The sequence below is a fragment of the Enterobacter cloacae complex sp. IR5450 genome (assembly GCF_049238665.1).
GTDB lineage: Bacteria > Pseudomonadota > Gammaproteobacteria > Enterobacterales > Enterobacteriaceae > Enterobacter > Enterobacter hormaechei_C.
On the sequence record NZ_JBMKIC010000007.1, the window covers coordinates 31,516 to 51,970 of the forward strand.

Annotated in this window: 20 protein-coding genes and 1 other annotated feature; of the genes, 10 read left to right on the forward strand and 10 right to left on the reverse strand. The window is 55.2% G+C overall.

Features of this window, described 5'->3' with window-relative positions; all coding sequences use genetic code 11:
* Positions 1-55: 55 nt before the first annotated feature.
* The 5 genes from recR to ACOTYB_RS08080 all read right to left on the reverse strand — a co-directional run bounded on the left by recR (position 56) and on the right by ACOTYB_RS08080 (position 4,144).
* A complete protein-coding gene (gene recR, locus ACOTYB_RS08060; protein WP_006809843.1) occupies positions 56-661 on the reverse strand; it encodes a recombination mediator RecR in 606 nt (201 codons plus the stop codon).
* A complete protein-coding gene (locus tag ACOTYB_RS08065) occupies positions 661-993 on the reverse strand; it encodes a YbaB/EbfC family nucleoid-associated protein (protein ID WP_003858972.1) in 333 nt (110 codons plus the stop codon). Before ACOTYB_RS08065 ends, recR begins: the two co-directional genes overlap by 1 nt.
* 53 nt (positions 994-1,046) lie before the next feature.
* On the reverse strand, positions 1,047-2,975 hold the full coding sequence (gene dnaX / locus ACOTYB_RS08070) for a DNA polymerase III subunit gamma/tau (RefSeq protein WP_045343201.1): 1,929 nt from the start codon (positions 2,973-2,975) through the stop codon (positions 1,047-1,049).
* Positions 1,653-1,717 (reverse strand) — a sequence feature (DnaX frameshifting element). Its footprint overlaps the gene before it by 65 nt.
* Positions 2,976-3,063: 88 nt before the next feature.
* A complete protein-coding gene (gene apt / locus ACOTYB_RS08075; protein ID WP_000127359.1) occupies positions 3,064-3,615 on the reverse strand; it encodes an adenine phosphoribosyltransferase in 552 nt (183 codons plus the stop codon).
* A 151-nt stretch (positions 3,616-3,766) separates the two neighbouring features.
* The gene (locus tag ACOTYB_RS08080) at positions 3,767-4,144 is read right to left on the reverse strand and encodes a DUF454 family protein (RefSeq protein WP_045330219.1); all 378 of its coding nucleotides are present in this window, start codon (positions 4,142-4,144) and stop codon (positions 3,767-3,769) included.
* A gap of 50 nt (positions 4,145-4,194) precedes the next feature.
* On the opposite strand from ACOTYB_RS08080, the gene priC reads away from it, so the two are divergent.
* Positions 4,195-4,722: a primosomal replication protein N'' gene (gene priC / locus ACOTYB_RS08085; protein ID WP_045346373.1), complete on the forward strand. Its 528-nt coding sequence runs from the start codon at positions 4,195-4,197 to the stop codon at positions 4,720-4,722.
* Between the two features lie 12 nt (positions 4,723-4,734).
* Entirely contained in the window at positions 4,735-4,911 is a 177-nt protein-coding gene (gene rsmS / locus ACOTYB_RS08090; protein ID WP_022650501.1) for a pleiotropic regulatory protein RsmS, read from the forward strand.
* 1 nt (position 4,912) lies between these two features.
* On the opposite strand, the gene mscK is transcribed toward rsmS, so the two are convergent.
* Positions 4,913-8,260, reverse strand: a complete 3,348-nt coding sequence (mscK, locus tag ACOTYB_RS08095; protein WP_032657418.1) for a mechanosensitive channel MscK — start codon at positions 8,258-8,260, stop codon at positions 4,913-4,915.
* Positions 8,261-8,373: 113 nt separating this feature from the next.
* The gene (gene acrR / locus ACOTYB_RS08100) at positions 8,374-9,027 is read right to left on the reverse strand and encodes a multidrug efflux transporter transcriptional repressor AcrR (protein WP_045337214.1); all 654 of its coding nucleotides are present in this window, start codon (positions 9,025-9,027) and stop codon (positions 8,374-8,376) included.
* A 141-nt stretch (positions 9,028-9,168) separates the two neighbouring features.
* On the opposite strand from acrR, the gene acrA reads away from it, so the two are divergent.
* The 6 genes from acrA to ACOTYB_RS08130 all read left to right on the forward strand — a co-directional run bounded on the left by acrA (position 9,169) and on the right by ACOTYB_RS08130 (position 16,005).
* Positions 9,169-10,362 (forward strand): multidrug efflux RND transporter periplasmic adaptor subunit AcrA, encoded by a 1,194-nt coding sequence (acrA, locus tag ACOTYB_RS08105; protein WP_022650498.1) that lies wholly within the window; start codon positions 9,169-9,171, stop codon positions 10,360-10,362.
* Positions 10,363-10,384: 22 nt separating this feature from the next.
* Positions 10,385-13,531: a multidrug efflux RND transporter permease subunit AcrB gene (gene acrB, locus ACOTYB_RS08110; protein WP_022650497.1), complete on the forward strand. Its 3,147-nt coding sequence runs from the start codon at positions 10,385-10,387 to the stop codon at positions 13,529-13,531.
* Between the two features lie 509 nt (positions 13,532-14,040).
* Positions 14,041-14,415 (forward strand): Hha toxicity modulator TomB, encoded by a 375-nt coding sequence (gene tomB / locus ACOTYB_RS08115; protein ID WP_409248818.1) that lies wholly within the window; start codon positions 14,041-14,043, stop codon positions 14,413-14,415.
* A gap of 27 nt (positions 14,416-14,442) precedes the next feature.
* Positions 14,443-14,661, forward strand: a complete 219-nt coding sequence (locus tag ACOTYB_RS08120) for an HHA domain-containing protein (protein WP_015571250.1) — start codon at positions 14,443-14,445, stop codon at positions 14,659-14,661.
* Positions 14,662-14,869: 208 nt separating this feature from the next.
* Positions 14,870-15,421, forward strand: a complete 552-nt coding sequence (gene maa, locus ACOTYB_RS08125; RefSeq protein WP_022650496.1) for a maltose O-acetyltransferase — start codon at positions 14,870-14,872, stop codon at positions 15,419-15,421.
* A gap of 116 nt (positions 15,422-15,537) precedes the next feature.
* A complete protein-coding gene (locus tag ACOTYB_RS08130; RefSeq protein ID WP_022650495.1) occupies positions 15,538-16,005 on the forward strand; it encodes a YlaC family protein in 468 nt (155 codons plus the stop codon).
* Here ACOTYB_RS08130 and ACOTYB_RS08135 read toward each other — a convergent pair.
* Positions 15,977-17,437: a PLP-dependent aminotransferase family protein gene (locus ACOTYB_RS08135; RefSeq protein WP_220317125.1), complete on the reverse strand. Its 1,461-nt coding sequence runs from the start codon at positions 17,435-17,437 to the stop codon at positions 15,977-15,979. The genes ACOTYB_RS08130 and ACOTYB_RS08135 overlap by 29 nt on opposite strands.
* A gap of 101 nt (positions 17,438-17,538) precedes the next feature.
* Between ACOTYB_RS08135 and ACOTYB_RS08140 the strand changes: the two genes are divergently transcribed.
* The gene (locus ACOTYB_RS08140) at positions 17,539-18,249 is read left to right on the forward strand and encodes a GNAT family N-acetyltransferase (RefSeq protein ID WP_022650493.1); all 711 of its coding nucleotides are present in this window, start codon (positions 17,539-17,541) and stop codon (positions 18,247-18,249) included.
* On the opposite strand, the gene ykgO is transcribed toward ACOTYB_RS08140, so the two are convergent.
* Together ykgO and ACOTYB_RS08150 are read right to left on the reverse strand one after the other, a co-directional pair.
* Positions 18,246-18,386: a type B 50S ribosomal protein L36 gene (gene ykgO / locus ACOTYB_RS08145; protein WP_003859006.1), complete on the reverse strand. Its 141-nt coding sequence runs from the start codon at positions 18,384-18,386 to the stop codon at positions 18,246-18,248. The genes ACOTYB_RS08140 and ykgO overlap by 4 nt on opposite strands.
* A 2-nt stretch (positions 18,387-18,388) precedes the next feature.
* Positions 18,389-18,649 carry a type B 50S ribosomal protein L31 gene (locus tag ACOTYB_RS08150; protein ID WP_015571255.1) on the reverse strand — a complete coding sequence of 87 codons (261 nt, stop codon included), beginning with the start codon at positions 18,647-18,649 and terminating at the stop codon, positions 18,389-18,391.
* Positions 18,650-18,865: 216 nt separating this feature from the next.
* Here ACOTYB_RS08150 and ACOTYB_RS08155 point away from each other — a divergent pair, with 216 nt between their 5' ends.
* A complete protein-coding gene (locus ACOTYB_RS08155; protein WP_421765791.1) occupies positions 18,866-20,425 on the forward strand; it encodes an EAL domain-containing protein in 1,560 nt (519 codons plus the stop codon).
* Positions 20,426-20,455 lie beyond the last annotated feature (30 nt).

Here is a 20,455-nt window from a genome sequence, read left to right on the forward strand (position 1 = left end):
TGGGGATAAGGGGGGAAATTTTCAAGCGGAGGCCGCGCGCGCAGCCTCCGTTTGATCAGAAAATAATCTTGTGACGTCCGGCCAGCGAGTGCGACAGCGTGGTGCCGTCGACCATCTCCAGCTCACCGCCGACCGGCACGCCGTGGGCGATGCGGCTGGCGTCAACGCCGTACTGCGCGCACAGTTCGGCGATGTAGTTGGCGGTTGCCTCCCCTTCCACCGTGGGGTTGGTGGCGAGGATCACCTCTTTGATGGTTTCCGACTCCAGGCGCTGCTCCAGACGATCGAGACCGATATCGTCCGGGCCGATGCCGTCCAGCGGGGAGAGATGCCCCATCAGCACAAAATAGCGGCCGGAAAACTGCCCGGTTTGTTCGATGGCGTAGATGTCCGCCGGACTCTCCACCACGCAAATCTGACCGTTTTCCTGACGACGCGGGTTCGTGCAGATGTTGCATACGTCCTGCTCGGTAAAGGTACGGCAATCCGCACAGTGACCAATTTCTGACATGGCGCGGGTCAGAGCCTGCGCCAGGCGCATCCCGCCGCTGCGGTCGCGCTGCAATAGCGTAAACGCCATACGCTGCGCCGACTTCGGGCCAACGCCCGGCAGGCAGCGCAGTGCTTCCATTAACTGCGTGAGCAGCGGACTGGTTTGCATCAGAATGGCATCTTAAAGCCCGGCGGCAGTTGCATACCGCTGGAAACAGAGGCCATTTTCTCTTTCTGGGTTTCGTCGATACGGCGAGCGGCATCGTTAAACGCGGCTGCAACCAGATCTTCCAGCATCTCTTTGTCGTCTTCGAGCAGGCTCGGGTCGATTTCCACGCGACGGCAGTTATGCGCACCGTTGATGGTCACCTTGACCAGACCGGCACCGGATTCACCCGTGACTTCCAGCTGAGCGATCTCTTCCTGCATCTTCTGCATTTTTTCCTGCATCTGCTGAGCCTGCTTCATCAGGCCACCCAGACCGCCTTTTCCACCAAACATAGGCTTCTCTCTTCTTTCACGTTAAGGATTACAACCGTAAGTCAGACTCACGATCAAATGGGGCGAATACTCTCTTCATCCAGATCGGCGTCGAAGAACCGGCGCAGGGTCTGGATGTTGTTATCCGCAATTATCGCCTCGCGCGCCTGCGCGAGCTTCTCTTCATAAATGGCCTGACGCCACTCGAGCGGCGTTTTCACCGCCGGATTATCATCTTCAATGATAGTCAATTCAACCGGCACACCCTGTAATGCGGTAAGCGCCTCGGCCAGCGCCTTTTGCGCGCCTGGGGAGTTGAGGTGCCGCTGGCCAGGGCGCAGGTGCAGACGCACCTGATTACCGTCCTGCTCTTTCCAGGCGTTCAGCGCGACCTGCTCAACTAGCTTCGGCAGCTGCAGTTTGCTGACCTCTGCGGCCCAGGCGTCGCGCGCAATGGACTCTTCCGCAAGCTTCGCGGACAGCTCCGGCGTTTTTTCATGCTCCAGCGCCTTTTTCAGCGCTTTTGGCGTGGCGACCACTTCCTTGACCGTTTCAACAACGGTAGTCGCCTTCCAGCGGTATGCCTCTTCTTTCGCCGGGGCTTTTTGCTCGAGCGCGGACGGTGCCGGACGCGACTGCACGCGCTCCGTTACCGAGGCCAGTCGTTCAAGCGCGGCGTTGTTCACCGGCCGCGCTCTTGCAGGCGCTGCCGGTTCACTCTTTTTTGGTTTGGTTGCTCCCTGCGCACGTTGCAACTGGCTTCGTGCGGCAAGCACCGAACTGGTGGCATCCGACAGCGGCACGTTTTGCGGCGGCGGCGATGCCGGTTGCGGTGGCACCTGCTGCGGTGACATTACCGCGGTCGGCGCAACCGGCACAAAGGACTGCCGGGGCGTTTCCGGCTCCGGCAGTGGCTTGCGCGGATGGAAGGCCAACGCACGCAGCAGCGTCATTTCAACGCCCATCCGGCGATCCGGTGCAAACGGCAGCTCTTTGCGGCCGATCAGCAGCGTCTGATAATAAAGCTGAACGTCAGCCGGCGGCACGGTGCGCGCAAGTTCACGCATCCGCTGTTCAATGGTCGCCATGTCTGCGCCAATGGCCGACGGGGACAGTTGCAGCATCGCCACGCGGTGCAGCAGGCTGAGCATCTCGACCAGCAGCGCTTCCCATTCAATGCCACGGGCGGCGGCATCGTTGACGAGCGTCATCACCCGCTCACCGTTGGCGGCGATCATCGCTTCAATAAGCGACAGCGCCTGATCGTCATCCAGCGTGCCGAGCATGGTGCTGACCGCGTCGGTGGAGAGTTTACCGTCACCGCTGGCAATCGCCTGGTCGGTCAGGCTTAGCGCATCGCGCAGGCTGCCGTCCGCCGCACGGGCCAGCAGTTGCAGCGCGCGCGGTTCATGAACAATGTTCTCTTCATCGAGAATATGCTCAAGCTGAGCGCGGATCTGCTCAACGTCCAGCGCCTTCAGATGGAATTGCAGGCAGCGCGACAGGATCGTGACCGGCAGCTTTTGCGGATCGGTGGTCGCCAGCAGGAATTTGACATGCGCAGGCGGCTCTTCCAGCGTTTTCAGCAGGGCGTTGAAGCTGTGGCGCGACAGCATGTGCACTTCATCGATCAGATAGACCTTGAAGCGGCCGCGCGCCGGGGCGTACTGCACGTTGTCGAGCAGATCGCGGGTGTCTTCCACTTTGGTGCGCGAGGCGGCGTCGATCTCAATCAGATCGACAAAACGCCCCTGCTCGATCTCACGACAGTTGTCGCACACGCCGCACGGGGTGGCGGTGATCCCGGTTTCGCAGTTCAGACCTTTTGCCAGCAGACGGGCAATAGAGGTTTTACCGACGCCGCGGGTGCCGGAAAAAAGATAGGCGTGATGGATGCGACCTAGCGACAAGCCGTTCGCCAGGGCCGTCAGCACATGTTCCTGACCGACAACGTCAGCAAAGGTTTGTGGTCGCCATTTACGGGCTAACACCTGATAACTCATGGGCAGGCTCTGCAACGCTGGAAGGTGAATTAATGGAGGGGAATGCTATCACAACCTCACCCATTGAGCGAGGTTGTGAGATATGGGATTAATGTCCCGGGAATGGCACCAGGCTGTAGCTGGTAATACCCTGTTTTTCCAGACGCTGCTCGCCGCCGAGATCGAACAGGTTGATGATGAATGCCGCGTCGGTCACTTCCCCGCCCAGACGACGGATCAGCTTCACGGTCGCTTCGATGGTGCCGCCGGTTGCCAGCAGATCGTCCACTACCAGCACTTTGTCGCCTGGCTTGATAGCATCAACGTGAATTTCCAGCTGATCGGTGCCGTATTCCAGCTCATAGCTCTCAGCAATGGTTTCACGCGGCAGTTTGCGCGGCTTACGCACCGGCACAAAACCCACGCCCATCGCCAGCGCAACCGGTGCGCCAAACAGGAAGCCACGGGCTTCAGTACCTACTACTTTGGTGATCCCGGCGTTTTTATAACGCTCAACCAGCAGTTCAATGCTGAGGGCGTACGCTTTCGGGTCTTCCAGCAAGCTGGTGACATCGCGGAAAAGAATGCCAGGTTTTGGATAGTCCTGGATACTTTTGATGCTATTTTTCAGATATTCAAGCTGCTGTGCAGTTGCGGTCATCGGTTTGTGCCTAAATGAAACAGTGTTACTCACGGCGCGCGACGAGTCGGTCAAAGTAACAGTTGTTTAACCTTTGACCAGGCGCACCTGTGCTCGAAAACGGTCGAATTTACTGGCTGTGCGCCATAATTGCAACCGCCATGATGAGGCTTCAGTGCTTTTGTTGCTTTTCATCAACCACGGGGATCCGCCACATAAAGAGCAGCAGGCAAACCAGGATCGCCAGCAGCAGAATGCGCACCCACATCATTTTCACCAGCCATAACGAGACGGCGAAGGTGATCAGGATGAAGGCAATGGCGCGCGGCTTGGCCCCGGGCGGCATAGCCCGGTGTTTTTGCCAGTGCCGCAGGTAGCCGCCGAACCACGAGCGGTACAGAAGCCAGTGGTGAAAACGCGGCGACGAGCGGGCGAAGCACCAGGCGGCCAACAGGATAAACGGGGTGGTCGGCAGCAAGGGCAAAACCACACCCAGCGTACCCAGCACTACCGCGAGCCAGCCAATGATGATTAAAATAGTACGCTGCATAATGCGAATCGTTATCAAACTGAACGGCTACTTTACCACTGGAGAGCGCCTTGAAAACAGCACTGCTTCTTGAGAGGCTGCAAAATCAGCTGATCGCGCTGCGGGCGCAGGCCACACCGCTGATGGGCCACGCCACGCTGAAACCGCGCTTTGACCGGCAGCTCTTCCGCACCCGCAGCACCGTCATTCAGGATTACCTTGCTGAAGCGCAGACCAACCTCGACGAGCTTCGCCACGCGGTTGAGAGTGAACAGCAGGAACAGGTCGCGTGGCTTGCGGAGCATCTTACCGAGCAGATCACCGCCCTGCACCGGGAAATCGCCGCCTGGCCGCTACGGGCGTGGGACAGCGCCTCGCCTGGGCTCGGAAAATGGCAGCGCAAGCGGCTGGAGAACCAGGAGTTTGAGCGCCGTCTGTTTGAGATGAAGCGTGAGCGCGAAGCCCGCCTGAACATCAGCGAAACGCTGGAAGAGCAGCAGTTATTAATGCGTGAAATCAGCGCGCTGGAAGGCCGCATCGTCCGCTGCCGTCAGGCGCTGGATGAGATTGAACGCGTCATTGAACGCCTGACCCGTTAACAGGAGCCGCTGATGTCACTGGAAAATGCCCCCGATGAGGTCAAACTGGCCGTCGATTTAATTATGCTGCTGGAGAATCATGCGATCCCGGCTGAGACGGTGCTGAAAGCGCTGGAAATTGTGCGGCGGGATTTTGAGGGGAAACTTCCCCCTCACCCTGCCCTCTCCCCAGAGGGGAGAGGGAAATAATTCAGGCGGGAGTAGGGTCGTCCCCCTTAATTTCGCGCTTCACTTCCGTATGCTCGTCACCTTTCTCGTTACGCAGGTGCACTTCAAGCTGGTTGAAGGCGATATTAATGTTGTTTTCACGACACAGACGGTCAATGGTGCGGTTCAGCTCATCGACGGTGTAGCTGCGATCGCGCAGTTCGCGTACGTACAGGCGCAGCTCATGATCCAGCGTGCTTGGCCCGAAGGTGGTGAAGAACACGTCAGGCGCAGGATCGTGCATCACTTTAGGATGTGATTTCGCGGCTTCCAGCAGGACCTCTTTCACTTTATCCAGATCTGAACCGTAGGCCACCCCGAGTCGGATCACCACGCGGGTGGTGGTATCCGAGAGCGACCAGTTGATCAGGCGCTCGGTCACAAAGGCTTTGTTCGGGATGATCACCTCTTTACGATCGAAGTCGGTAATGGTGGTCGCACGGATGCGGATCTTACTGACGGTCCCGGAGAAGGTGCCGATGGTGACGGTATCGCCGATACGCACCGGACGTTCGAACAGGATAATCAGGCCAGAGACAAAGTTACCGAAGATCTCCTGCAAGCCGAAGCCCAGACCCACCGACAACGCTGCCGCCAGCCACTGGAGTTTATCCCACGAGACGCCCAGCGAGCCGAATACCGTCATCGCCCCGACAATAATAATGACGTAGTTCAGGATGGTAGTAATGGCGTACGACGCCCCCTGACGCAGATTCAGCCTCGAGAGCACCAGCACTTCCAGCAGACCCGGCAGGTTGCGGATCAACGCCCAGGCAACCACTGACGACACCAGCGCAAAGAGCAGGCTGCCCATGGTGACGCTTTTCATTACCGCAGCGCCCGCTTCGGTACCGTTGTATTGCCAGAGCGTGATACTGTCGAGGTAGGCGAAGACGGTAATTAAATCAGACCAGATGGCCCAGAACATCACCGCAAACAGGGCGATCATCACCAGCATGGTAATACGCATCGTTTGCTGGTTGACCTGCTCCAGGGCGATAGTCGGCTCTTCCTGCGGCTCTGCCCCTTCAGCCCCCTCTTTCACCTGATGCTGCCGACGGGCAACAGCACGACGATACGCAATGCGGCGCGCCGCTACGCTCAAACCACGCAGCACGGTCTGGAACAGCAGGTTCCACACAATCACCAGATAAACCGTTTCGATCCAGCGGCCTGACAGACGCAGCGTGGTATAGAAGTAACCCGTCGCCGTCAGCACCATCAGCGCCAGTGGAATGATCGCCAGCACCGTTACGGTAACCAGACGAAGATTATGGGACTCTTTATCCCGCCAGCTGTCGCGGCACATCGGCCACATAAGGACGGCAATCAGCAGCAGGTTCAGCATAATCACCAGTTGCCCCAGTACGTCATCCATCAGATGCAGCGGCGAAAGCTCGGCCACAACTGACCAGAAGTGCAGCGGCAGCAGCGCGAGGCTGATGCGTACAATCTGGCGACGCCAGTGGCTGGTGAGTTTTTCCGGCATGTTGAAGTGGCGGACGGCGACGCCATCTTTTTCCAGCACTTTCCAGCACAGGCCAAACACCAGCCAGAACAGCGCCAGCTTCTTGCTGAACGCCCACAGCAGATCGCTGATATTCAACTGCATGGTCAGCAGGATCAGGCCCACGGCGAGTATCAACAGGCAGACCGGCAGAGCACGGATCAGATCGATCAGGATCGCTTTCGGGGTGTGCAGCTGGCTGTCGTTACGCAGTTGCCCCACTTCCGAGGCCAGCTTCGCCTGGTACTGTTTCAGCCATTTCAAACGCCAGCGTATTACGCCAGCGATGAGCAGCAAAGGCAGTCCCGCCAGGAAGGCAATCATTACTGCAGGCCAGGCTTTCTCCCAGTTCACGGTAATTTTCATGCTTTTTATCTGGGATTTCAGCGTTTCCGGGAAAGATTTAAACCAGTCCCAGTCCATGGGTTTATTGCTGTTCACCCAGAAAATCTGCTGGGTCAGGATCTCCTGGAGGCTTTTAGAAACGCTCACCAGCTGCTGCTGGTTGATTTGCAGGTTAATCGCCATCATCAACTGGTTGCCCAGCTGCTTGTTGAGCTGATCGAGCAGTTCGCGGCGCATGTCCACCACCTGCAACAGCGCGTCGTGAACTTCAGCGTTCACTTCACCTGAATGGCCCTCTTCCACTTTGGCAACGAAGGTATCGCTCTGGAATAGCGCATCGCGCTGCTGGTTGACGTCAAACTGTTCAAGACGCAAATCCGCAATGCGATTGGTCATGTCTTCCAGCTCGTCGGCGGACGGCAGCGTCTGCTGTTGCTGGTAGAGAATGCGCGACAGCAGCAGGCTGCCCTTCAGGACGGCAATCTGCTCCTTGACGTTACGCTCGGCCTGCAACGCGCGATCCAGCCAGTTTTTGACCTTGATATTCTGCTGTACCAGCGCGCTGCCGTTTTCAGTCGCCTGGATCAGACGTTCGCTCAGCTGGTGGTTAATCTCCAGCTCCTGCTTCACCAGCGGGTTGGCCTGAATACGCGCCGTCTCGTCTGGCGAGACCGCTTCCTGGGCCGTTTTTTCAGTCAGGGTCAGGCGCTTGCTGTTTACCGCTTCCTGCAACAGCTGAAGCTGATGCTCAAGCCGGTTGATATTCGCGGTCACGTAGTCACGCTGTTTTTGCAGCGCATCCTGTAGCACCGTGTTGCCTTCCAGGCTCTTACGCTGCTGTTCAATCTCCGCGTTTAGCAGCGTCTGCTGGATATTCAGCAGCGTTTGCTGGGTGGGGCGAAGCGCCCCTTCCCCAACGGTGACGCCATTCAGACGGTTACGTATCTGCTGTAGCTGTTGCGATGCGGAGTACATGGCGTTCTGCACGCGCTCAGGCTGGGTTTGCAGCGAAACCAGCTGGCTGTTATAGGTTGAGAGATCGGACTGCGCCGTTTGCAGATCGTCCAGCAGCTGCGCCACGCGCGACTCAAGCTGGCGCAACGACAGCGTGGCAAGCGTTTTTCGGGTTTCATCGTCGTTGTCGACGTCGCTGAGCGCATTCAGCGCCTCCGTAGCCTTACGCATGTTTTCCGGCGCCTGAGCGACCTTCTGCCTCAGCTGGGCCGTTTCGGCTTTGATGCGCTCTATCTTGTCCAGCGTTTCCAGGGTTTCCGTCAGGTCCTGCTGAACAAGTTTTTCCAGGGCGGACAGATCTTTCTGCTTATTCAGGGTGTCGAGTTGCGCCTGAACATCAGCACGCGTGGGAATGTCACTGCCGTTGTCTGCACGGGCCCAGGAAAGCGGCGCGGCTGCAAAGTAAAACAGCAGGATCAAAAACAGGGCCAGAACAGGATGTTGCGAGCGATTGGTGTGCAGCATAGTTGTGAATGTGATGTGAGAAATGACCGGAAATAGTCGGGCATGAAGGATATCACGCCCGGCTGAAGCAGAATAGTACGACGGAAAGGGTCTACGATTTTTCCCGTACCCGATCAGGCAGAACGGGGGTGATGCTTACTTTGAAGGGTCGGACAGAGCTGGCACATCTCAAGAAAAATGTCGACATAGCTGCGCGCCTCTGATCTGAGATCGAACGACTCCGGAGCAAAAAGCCAGTTTTCCATCAGGCCGGAAATATAGCTGCGCATCAGGATCGCCGCCCGGCGGGTGAGTAAGGTGGCAGGAAGCATTTTGGCCTGCATGCACTCCGTGAGGACCTGTTCGATGCGATCGTAGCTTTCCAGACACAGGTCGCGTTGCGCCTGCTGAACCACCGCCATTTCGCCAACGAACTCACATTTATGGAAGATGATTTCCATCATCAGACGGCGGCGCTCTTCAACAACTGTCGCTTCAAGGATATATACTAGAATTTCTCTTAACACAGAGAGTGGATCGTGAGGGAATTTTGCCCGATACTCACTCTCAAGATCGCTAATGCTGGACTCTGAAAGCTCCCAGATTTCACCAAACAGATCGGACTTGTCTTTGAAATGCCAGTAAATCGCTCCCCGCGTGACGCCCGCGGCCTGAGCAATCTGTGCCAGCGAGGTTGCCGAAACACCCTGCTGTGAGAACAAACGCATTGCCACATCCAGAATGTGTTGTCGGGTTTCCAGCGCTTGTTGTTTGGTTTTTCGTGCCATACGTTGATGAATTTACAGGAGTCAGATTTACATACATTTATGAATGTATGTACCATAGCATGACGATAATATAAACGCAGCAATGGGTTTTTAGACTCAGGACCCTTGATCAATTTGAAATCGGACACTCGAGGTTTACATATGAACAAAAACAGAGGGTTAACGCCTCTGGCGGTCGTTCTGATGCTCTCAGGCAGCTTAGCGCTTACAGGATGTGACGACAAAGAGGCTCAACAAGGAGCTCAGCAGGTGCCAGAAGTTGGCGTCGTGACGCTCAAATCCGAACCTCTCCAGATGACAACAGAACTACCGGGCCGCACCAGCGCCTATCGCATTGCGGAAGTGCGTCCGCAGGTAAGCGGTATCATCCTGAAACGTAACTTCACCGAAGGCGGTGATGTCAAGGCAGGTGAGTCTCTGTATCAGATTGATCCAGCAACCTACCAGGCGTCTTATGAGAGCGCTAAAGGCGATCTGGCGAAAGCAGAAGCGGCAGCCAAAATTTCGCAGCTGACGTTGAATCGTTATAAGAAGCTGCTCGGCACGCAGTACATCAGCCAACAGGATTATGATTCAGCCCTGGCCGATGCGCAGCAAGCCAACGCGGCCGTTGTGGCGGCGAAAGCGGCGGTAGAAACCGCGCGTATTAACCTGGCCTACACCAAAGTGACCTCCCCTATCAGCGGTCGCATTGGTAAATCTGCCGTCACCGAAGGTGCACTGGTGCAAAACGGTCAGACCAACGCACTGGCCACCGTGCAGCAGCTTGACCCGATCTATGTTGACGTTACCCAGTCCAGCAACGATTTCCTGCGTCTCAAACAGGAGCTGGCAAGCGGTCAACTGAAACAGGAAAACGGTAAAGCCAAGGTTGAACTGGTTACCAACGACGGTATCGAGTTCTCGCAGACCGGTACACTGGAATTTTCTGATGTGACCGTCGATCAGACCACCGGCTCAATCACCATCCGGGCCATTTTCCCGAATCCGGATAAAACCCTGCTGCCGGGTATGTTCGTACGCGCCCGTCTTGAGGAAGGGACTAACCCAAGCGCCATTCTGGTTCCTCAGCAGGGTGTGACCCGTACGCCACGCGGCGATGCGAGCGCGCTGGTTGTGGGTGCCGATAACAAAGTCGAAATGCGCAATATCACTGCAACGCAGGCGATTGGCGACAAGTGGCTGGTGACGGAAGGTCTGAAAGATGGCGATCGCGTGATTATTACTGGTTTGCAAAAAGTTCGTCCTGGCGCGCAGGTCAAAGCGCAGGAAGTGAAATCTGACGACAAACAACAAGCGTCGGCCGCTGGCCAGTCAGAACAAACCAAGTCTTAACTTAAACAGGAGCCGTTAAGACATGCCTAATTTCTTTATCGATCGCCCCATATTTGCGTGGGTGATCGCCATTATCATCATGCTGGCCGGGGGACTTGCGATCCTGAAGCTGCCTGTTGCGCAATATCCAACGATTGCGCCACCGGCAGTAACGATCTCCGCAACCTACCCGGGCGCTGATGCGAAAACGGTGCAGGATACCGTTACGCAGGTTATCGAACAGAACATGAACGGTATCGATAACCTGATGTACATGTCCTCAAACAGTGACTCAACCGGTACGGTTCAGATCACCCTGACCTTTGAATCCGGTACGGATGCGGACATTGCGCAGGTTCAGGTGCAGAACAAATTGCAGCTGGCGATGCCTCTGCTGCCGCAGGAAGTACAACAGCAGGGCGTGAGCGTCGAGAAATCGTCCAGTAGCTTCCTGATGGTTGTCGGCGTGATCAACACCAACGGCACCATGACGCAGGAGGATATTTCCGACTACGTGGGCGCCAACATGAAGGACGCCATCAGCCGTACGTCAGGTGTGGGTGACGTTCAGCTGTTTGGTTCCCAGTACGCCATGCGTATCTGGATGGATCCGAATAAACTGAACAACTTCCAGCTGACGCCGGTTGACGTGATTAACGCCATCAAAGCGCAGAACGCCCAGGTGGCAGCCGGTCAGTTAGGCGGTACGCCGCCGGTCAAGGGCCAGCAGCTTAACGCCTCGATCATCGCGCAAACCCGTCTGACCTCCGCGGATGAGTTCAGCAAAATTCTGCTGAAAGTGAATCAGGACGGTTCGCAGGTTCGCCTGCGTGACGTAGCGAAAGTGGAGCTGGGCGGCGAGAACTACGACGTTATCGCGAAGTTCAACGGCAAGCCGGCATCTGGTCTGGGTATCAAACTGGCGACCGGCGCTAACGCCCTGGACACCGCGACGGCTATTCGTGCAGAGCTGAAGAAGATGGAACCGTTCTTCCCGTCAGGTCTGAAAATCGTTTATCCGTATGACACTACGCCGTTCGTAAAAATTTCGATTCACGAAGTGGTAAAAACCCTGGTTGAGGCGATCATCCTCGTCTTCCTGGTAATGTACCTGTTCCTGCAAAACTTCCGCGCGACGCTGATCCCAACCATCGCCGTACCGGTTGTATTGCTTGGGACCTTCGCGGTTCTGGCGATATTTGGCTACTCGATAAACACCCTGACGATGTTCGGGATGGTGCTCGCCATCGGCCTGCTGGTGGATGACGCCATCGTGGTGGTCGAAAACGTCGAGCGTGTGATGGCGGAAGAAGGCCTGCCGCCGAAGGAAGCAACCCGTAAATCTATGGGCCAGATCCAGGGCGCGCTGGTCGGTATCGCGATGGTACTGTCCGCGGTATTTATCCCGATGGCCTTCTTTGGCGGCTCTACCGGTGCGATTTACCGTCAGTTCTCCATCACCATCGTTTCGGCGATGGCGCTGTCGGTACTGGTTGCGCTGATCCTGACGCCAGCCCTGTGCGCGACGATGCTGAAGCCGATTCAGAAAGGCGGACACGGCGAGCATAAAGGGTTCTTCGGCTGGTTCAACCGCATGTTTGATAAGAGCACGCACCACTACACCGACAGCGTGGGTAACATCCTGCGCAGCACCGGTCGTTACCTGCTGCTCTATATCATCATCGTGGTGGGGATGGCATTCCTGTTCGTTCGTCTGCCAAGCTCGTTCCTGCCAGATGAAGACCAGGGCGTGTTCCTGAGTATGGCGCAGCTTCCGGCCGGTGCGACGCAAGAGCGTACGCAGAAAGTGCTGGATGAGATGACCGACTACTTCCTGACCAAAGAGAAAGACAACGTCGAATCCGTGTTTGCGGTTAACGGCTTTGGCTTCGCGGGTCGTGGTCAGAACACCGGTATCGCCTTCGTTTCTCTGAAAGACTGGTCTGAACGTCCAGGTGCAGAGAACAAGGTAGAAGCCATTACCGGCCGCGCGATGGGCACCTTCTCACAGATTAAAGATGCGATGGTCTTCGCCTTTAACCTGCCAGCGATTGTTGAACTGGGTACGGCGACCGGCTTCGACTTCCAGCTGATTGACCAGGGCGGTCTGGGCCACGAAAAACTGACGCAGGCGCGTAACCAGCTGTTTGGCGAGGTGGCAAAACACCCTGACCTGCTGGTGGGCGTACGTCCTAACGGTCTGGAAGATACGCCGCAGTACAAGATCGATATCGACCAGGAAAAAGCGCAGGCGCTGGGTGTTTCCATCAGTGACATTAATACCACGCTGGGCGCCGCCTGGGGCGGTAGCTACGTTAACGACTTCATCGACCGTGGTCGCGTGAAGAAAGTGTACGTCATGTCCGAAGCGCAGTACCGCATGCTGCCGAACGATATCAACAACTGGTACGTTCGCGGTAGCGATGGCCAGATGGTGCCGTTCTCCGCCTTCTCAACCTCGCGCTGGGAATACGGTTCGCCGCGTCTGGAACGCTATAACGGTCTGCCATCGATGGAAATCCTCGGTCAGGCAGCGCCAGGCCGAAGCACCGGTGAAGCCATGAACCTGATGGAAGAACTGGCCAGCAAACTACCTGCGGGTATCGGCTACGACTGGACCGGCATGTCCTATCAGGAACGTCTGTCCGGTAACCAGGCCCCTGCCCTGTACGCCATTTCACTGATTGTGGTGTTCCTGTGTCTGGCGGCATTGTATGAGAGCTGGTCGATTCCGTTCTCCGTTATGCTGGTGGTTCCGCTGGGGGTTATCGGTGCACTGCTTGCCGCGACCTTCCGTGGGCTGACCAACGACGTTTACTTCCAGGTGGGCCTGCTGACAACCATTGGCTTGTCGGCGAAGAACGCGATACTCATCGTCGAATTCGCCAAAGATCTGATGGAGAAAGAAGGAAAAGGCCTGATTGAAGCCACGCTGGAAGCCGTTCGTATGCGTTTGCGTCCAATCCTGATGACGTCCCTGGCGTTTATCCTCGGCGTTATGCCGCTGGTTATCAGCTCCGGCGCGGGCTCCGGCGCACAGAACGCGGTAGGTACGGGTGTAATGGGTGGTATGGTCACGGCGACCGTTCTCGCCATCTTCTTCGTACCGGTGTTCTTCGTGGTGGTTCGTCGCCGCTTCAGCCGCAAAAATGAAGATGTTGAGCACAATCATTCGGTAGAACATCACTGATACCGGTTTCACATGATAAAAAGGCCGCATTTGCGGCCTTTTTCATTTTCAGAAAAAATCATAAAATAGACCTATTGCTTTTCTATTTATTTTCCTCTTTTTAATGAGGCCTGGCATAATAGGCCGATAACTTACACCAGGAACTCAGCCTTCTTTTATTATCATTTTGCGGCGTAAATTATTCGGACTATTCCTAAGTAACGGAAATTATCTGAAGATATCTGGTTTCGGACTTCACATGAAACTTTGCGCTAACTCAATGAATTTTAAGGAACCGATAAAAAACGGTTTTTTATTTGATTAACGTGGTTGCTGCAAAAGGTACATTTGCGTAAAGGCTCGCACAGTAACGATTTAATTGTAATTTTTCGTAATAGCGCGGTGAAATCTTGATCAGAGTGGCTTATAGTTAGAGTTATCAGGAACACAGCTCCCATGTGGCTAAGCAAGTTATATCCATCCCGACATGATGTTCGGTGAGTAAAAAATCACTCAGAAGGGGATGCGCTATGGACGAGTACTCGCCAAAAAGGCATGATATCGCGCAGTTGAAATTTCTCTGCGAATCCTTGTACCATGACTGCCTTGCCAATCTTGAAGAAAGTAACCATGGCTGGGTGAACGATCCAACGTCTGCTATCAATTTACAGCTTAACGAGCTGATCGAGCATATCGCCACCTTCGCACTTAATTATAAAATTAAGTACAATGAAGATAATAAGTTGATAGAGCAAATTGATGAATACCTGGACAACACCTTTATGTTGTTCAGCAGCTACGGCATTAACGCACAGGATTTGCAGAAATGGCGTAAATCAGGAAACCGTCTATTTCGCTGCTTCACTAATGTCAGCAGAGCTAATCCGGTTAGTCTTTCCTGTTAAAATTATTACAATTACTAAGGTGAATTTATGTCTGATAAACCATTAACAAAAGTCGATTATTTGATGCGCCTGCGACGCTGCCAGTCAATTGACACCCTCGAACGTGTTATTGAAAAAAATAAATACGAGCTGTCTGATAATGAACTGGCGGTATTTTATTCAGCTGCCGACCATCGTCTGGCTGAACTAACCATGAATAAACTGTATGACAAGATCCCCTCTTCGGTATGGAAATTTGTTCGTTAATCGTTGAAGAGAGACTGTAAAGGCATTACGCCCGTTGTTAAGCTGAATTTACCTTTCGAATTACGCTTCAAGTGCAAACGCCAGGTTCCCGTATAAAACGTATTTATGCGCATAAATGTTGTGACTCCCGTCACAGCAGCTTTTAGGGAACGTTCCCTTTCTGGTTAATCCTCTTTACGCTGCGTAAAACGATTCCAGAGAGGTTCCCATGAGTGAAGAAAAACAGAAGATGATTGCAGGTGAATATTACCGCCCTGGCGATGACACGCTGAGGGCTGACCGTTTACGCGCGCGTCATCTTGTTCACCGCTATAACCATACCGCACCCGATGAGAAGGCCGAACGTCGCGCCTTATTAGCTGACCTGCTGGGTCAAAGCGAAGGCGCCTATATAGAACCGAGCTTCCGCTGCGACTACGGGTATAACATCTATCTGGGCAAAAATTTTTATGCCAACTTTGACTGCGTCATGCTGGATGTCTGCCCTGTCCGCATTGGCGATAACTGTATGCTTGCGCCGGGGGTGCACATTTATACGGCCACGCATCCTCTGGATGCGACCGAACGTAACAGCGGGCTGGAGTACGGTAAACCGGTCACCATTGGTGATAACGTCTGGATCGGCGGACGTGCGATCATTAACCCGGGCGTAACCATTGGCGATAATGCGGTTATCGCTTCCGGCGCGGTAGTGACCAAAGACGTGCCGGCCAATGCTGTCGTGGGCGGCAATCCGGCGAAAATCATTAAAATGCTCTAAGCGCATCCTGAGTAACTGTTATGCTTTTTCCTGGCATAACTGTTACTTTCATCGCGTAAACCCCTCTCATAAAATAAGCAGATCACCTGTATTTTCAACAATCATAAAGGCAAAAAATGACAGAGATACAGCGCCTGCTTACCGCCACCATCGACGATCTCAATACTCGCGAAAAGCGCGACAATCGCCCGCGCTTTAGCATCAGCTTTATTCGCAAACACCCCGGGTTGTTCGTCGCCATGTACGCCGCCTGGCTGGCAACGCTTATCGTCATGCTGAAGTCTGAAACGCTGGTCGATTCCGTCTGGCTGCTGGTAGTGCTGTTCGTGGTGTTTAACGCGTTTTTCTTTTTCGACGTCAATCCGCGTTACCGGTATGAAGATATCGACGTACTCGATTTCCGCGTGTGCTACAACGGGGAGTGGTACAACACGCGTTACGTGCCGAAGGAGCTGATCGACAGCATCCTGCACTCGCCGGCTGTCGAAGCCGGGCAAAAAGAGAAGTTGCAGAAAATGGTCACCACCAAGGGCCAGCTCTCTTTTTATGATGTCTTTACCCTTTCCCGCCCCACTGCTGCGTAATTAACGCCTGAAGACGTCGGATACCCGGCGCAAACTGCGAAGCAGAGGTATTGCCGTAACCTAAAACCAGACCGGTTTGCCCCTGCTTCGTCTCAAGGTAATATCCGCTCAGCGCAGCGGGTGCCAGCTGAAACGCTCTTGCCTGCTCCACCAGCCGCTGGTCGTCGATACCGTCAATCGCCAGCGCCAGGTGCATCCCTCCTTCTCCGGCAAGAACGCGATGCGGCGTATGAAGCTCTGCGCTTAGCGCCTCTCGCATTTGGCGGTATCGCTTACGATAAAGTCGGCGCATGGCGGCAAGATGTCGCGCATAGTGGCCTTCCTCAATAAACAGCGCCAGGGTGCGCTGTTCAGCGCGATGCCCGCCGCGCAGCAGCGAGCCGATGGCGGGACGTGCCGCCTTCGCCAGCGCTGGCGGTAACACCATGAACCCCATTCGGAGCGACGGAAACAGCGTTTTGCTGAACGTCCCCAGATACACAACGGGCGCGTTGTTGACCATACCCAGCATCGCCGGGACGGGCTCACCTGTATAACGGAATTCGCTGTCGTAATCGTCCTCAATGATCCACGCGTTGTGCTGCCGGGCCAGTTCCAGCAGCGCCAGACGCCGCCGCGCGCTGAGTACGCTTCCGTAAGGGAACTGATGCGATGGCGAGGTAAAAATCAGCGTGGGTGAAGGCGCACACATCCCTTCCCAGCACATCCCCTCGTCATCCACCGGTATGCCGGTCATCGCCAGGCCGGTTTTGACAAAAGCGCTTTTGGCGCCGCTATAGCCGGGATTTTCCACCCAGGCGACATCCCCCGGCTCGCTTAACAGCATTGTGCACAGATTGACGCCCTCCAGCGCCCCTTCGGTTATCACTATCTGGCTGGCGTCACAGTCAATGCCGCGGGAGAGCGCAAGATGGCGGGCAATGGCGGCCCGTAACGACGGCTCGCCGGCAGGGTCGCCATACCCTAACAGGGCGCTTCCCTCCTCGCGCAGGACGCGATCGTACAACCGCCGCCACAGCGGCAAGGGGAAATAGTTGATGGCAGGCGTTCCCGGCGTAAACGCCATCACCGGAGTGTCACGCGGCACAGGCGCGGGCAGCCGGGCGACACGTTTTGTCAGCCTGACGTCCGGGTCCGGTAATGTCCGGGCAATCGTACGAGGAGCGAATTGCCCCACCCGCGTGCCCTGGCGGCTACGCAGCAAATAACCTTCGAGCGTGAGCTGGTCCAGCGCCGCGTTGACGGTATTTCGGGACACCGAGATCTGATGCGCCAGCGTTCGTGAGCCGGGCAAATGGCTGCCGGAACGAAGCCTTCCGCACAGTATGGCCTCCCGCAAAGCAAGATAGAGCGCGCGCTGGAGCGTCTCTGTCCCACGTTTTTTCAGCGCAGCATGGAGCAAGGTGTATAGCTCATCACCCGGTATATTCATCATTCCTCCTCGTGGTACCAGAAAAACATAACCTGGTGGTTCTTTTTAAGGAACCAGCAATTCATTAATCTGGAGATCTTCTTAACATCATGGAAATAAAGATGAATACATTCAATGAGTTTGGTCAACCTGTAGGGGAAAGCCTTATCGACTGGCAGCCTCGGCCGCACCCGTCCCGGGTGGTACTTCAGGGTCGCTATTGTCGGCTTGAGCCGCTGCGCATGGAGCATGCCCACGCGTTGTTCTCTGCGTATTCCGTGGCCGGAGATACCCGAAGCTGGACGTGGCTGCTGCGTGAGCCCGATGCCACCGCAGAGGAGTTTGCCGAATGGGTGGCGAGCGTAAGCGAATTAGCCGATCCCATCCACTTTACCGTTATCGATAACCAGACCCAGTCTCCTGTCGGGACGCTGTCCCTGATGCGGATCGATCCTAAAAACGGCGTCGTGGAAGTGGGACATGTTCACTTCTCGTCACTGTTAAGCCGCACGCCCATGTCGACAGAAGCGCAGTATCTGCTGATGCGGTACGTGTTCGATACCCTGGGCTACCGGCGTTATGAATGGAAGTGCAATAGCCTGAACGAACCCTCCCGCAAAGCGGCCCTGCGTCTTGGCTTTCAGTTTGAAGGGCGTTTTCGCCAGGCGCTGGTCATTAAAGGCCGAAACCGGGACACCGACTGGTTTTCAATTCTCGACAAAGAGTGGCCAGCGCTGGCGAGCGCCTTTGAAAGCTGGCTTGCCACCGACAATTTTACTGCCGACGGCAAACAGAAAAGATCCCTGGAAAGCTGGCGAGAAACGCGCGTCTAGCGCCTTTTTTTACGCCCCTGCACCGCCTTAAAGCGCGGGTTAGATTTGCAAATCACGTATAAGCGTCCCTTGCGTTTGACTATCTGGCAATCCGGGTGACGCTGTTTTGCACTGCGCAATGAGTTAAGCACCTGCATGATTAGCCTCGCTTCGCATCAAGAAAGCCGCCAAAACGCTTGCGGAAGCGTGCCGCGCTGCCATCTGTCGAGAAGGTCTTCTGCTTCCCGGTGTAAAACGGATGTGATTTAGAGGAGACATCAAGAGTAACGTAAGGATACGTTTTCCCCTCAAGCTCAATTTCACGATCTGTCTTAATCGTTGAGCCAACTTTAAAATATTCATTAGCCGTGGTGTCGTGAAACACAACGGTGCGATAGGTTGGATGGATATTCGGTTTCATCTCTGGCCTTCATGTATTGTTATAACATAACAAAATACTATCTGAGCTTCGCTGCAAAAACAACCCCTGTGACGCGCAGCCTGTTTTTGAAAGGTTTATTCAGATACCTGCCTGAGACGGTTGCATGCTATAACTATATCATTTACCGATAAAAACTTTTTCCTCTGGCGCGCAAACTCCAGGCCCGGGGCGGGCATATGGGAAGGATAAAACAGCATGCGAACCCGACATCTGGTCAGCCTGGTGACAGGCGTACTGATCTTCTCTGTGCTGGTCCCTGTGTGCCTCAGTATCTGGCTGGCGCATCGTCAGGCTGAGGAGAAATTTGTGGACGCGCTGGACAGCTATGCCTCGCGTGTCCTGATCCGTACCGACAGAGTCGTTGCGCAGGCAAAACAGGCGCTCACGCACCTACAGACATTCCACGCCCCGCCCTGCACTCCCCCGCATTTACGCGAAATGCGCCGGGTCGCGTTCTCATGGCGCTATATCCAGGAAGTGATGTATATCGATAATCTGAAACCGCTCTGCTCATCGCTTGAACAATCCAGTGATACGGCGATCTTACCGCCCCCAATGCGGATCACCGAAGATGGTTATAGCGCGTGGCTCACCTCGCAAAACGACCTCGGCATTCAGCGTTATATGGCCGTTCTGGGGAAAGGACATTATCTGGTAATGGTCGATCCGGCGTCGCTTGTGGATGTTGTTCCGTTTGGTGAAATCTCAATGGATGCCGCCCTGGTGGGCAGCTCAACCCATCATATATTTGCCAGAAGCAATGTTCTAGACCCGTATATTCTCTCTGTCGTTAAGGAGCAGCAGGACGTTACGCGCGTGCAATACAACGGCTCAATGTACGTGATGAAACCTGTACCCGAACTGGGGTTTACGGTGATCGCTTGGGCGTCGTTAAAACCGCTGGCGGCTTCCTGGCACCAGCAACTGATCATCTGGCTACCGGCTGGCATACTGCTAAGCCTGGTTGCTGCCCTTATTGTCCTGCGCATTCTCCGCCGTTTGCTGTCCCCGCGTCACCGCCTGATCGACGCGATCAACAACCGGGAGATCGAGATTCACTACCAGCCCATCGTGGCGCTGTGTAGTGGAAAACTGGTGGGTGCTGAAGCGCTGATGCGCTGGCCGCAGCCAGATGGCAGTAACCTGTCGCCTAATCTCTTTGTTCCGCTGGCTGAGCAGACAGGGCTTATTTCAACGCTGACGCGGCTAGTGGTAAATGAGGTATTTGAGGATCTAGGCGCCTGGCTACACCATCACCCGGAACTGCATATTTCTGTCAACCTTGCGCCATCGGATTTAACGTCCCCCGAGCTGCCTCGCCAGCTGAGTCAGTTGCTCAACAAATGGGGCGTCCACCCGCGCCAGATCGCCCTTGAATTAACCGAGCGCGGGTTTGCCGATCCTGCCGTCAGCGTACCTGCTATCGCTGCGTTTCGCCGCGCCGGGCACGCTATCTACATTGATGATTTTGGCACGGGTTACTCCAGCCTGAGCTATTTGCAGGATCTGGATGTCGATACTCTGAAGATTGATAAATCCTTTGTGGATGCGCTGGAGTACAAGCACGTGACTCCCCACATCATCGAAATGGCCAAATCGCTTAAACTGGCGATGGTCGCAGAAGGCATTGAAACTGAAGGGCAGATCGAATGGTTGCATCGCCACGGCGTGCAGTACGGCCAGGGCTGGTATTTCAGCAAGGCGCTGCCTAAAGAGGATTTCATTCTCTGGGCCGCGCACAACCTCAGGAAATAAACCGATTGTGCGGTGTTACGTGCGGCCACG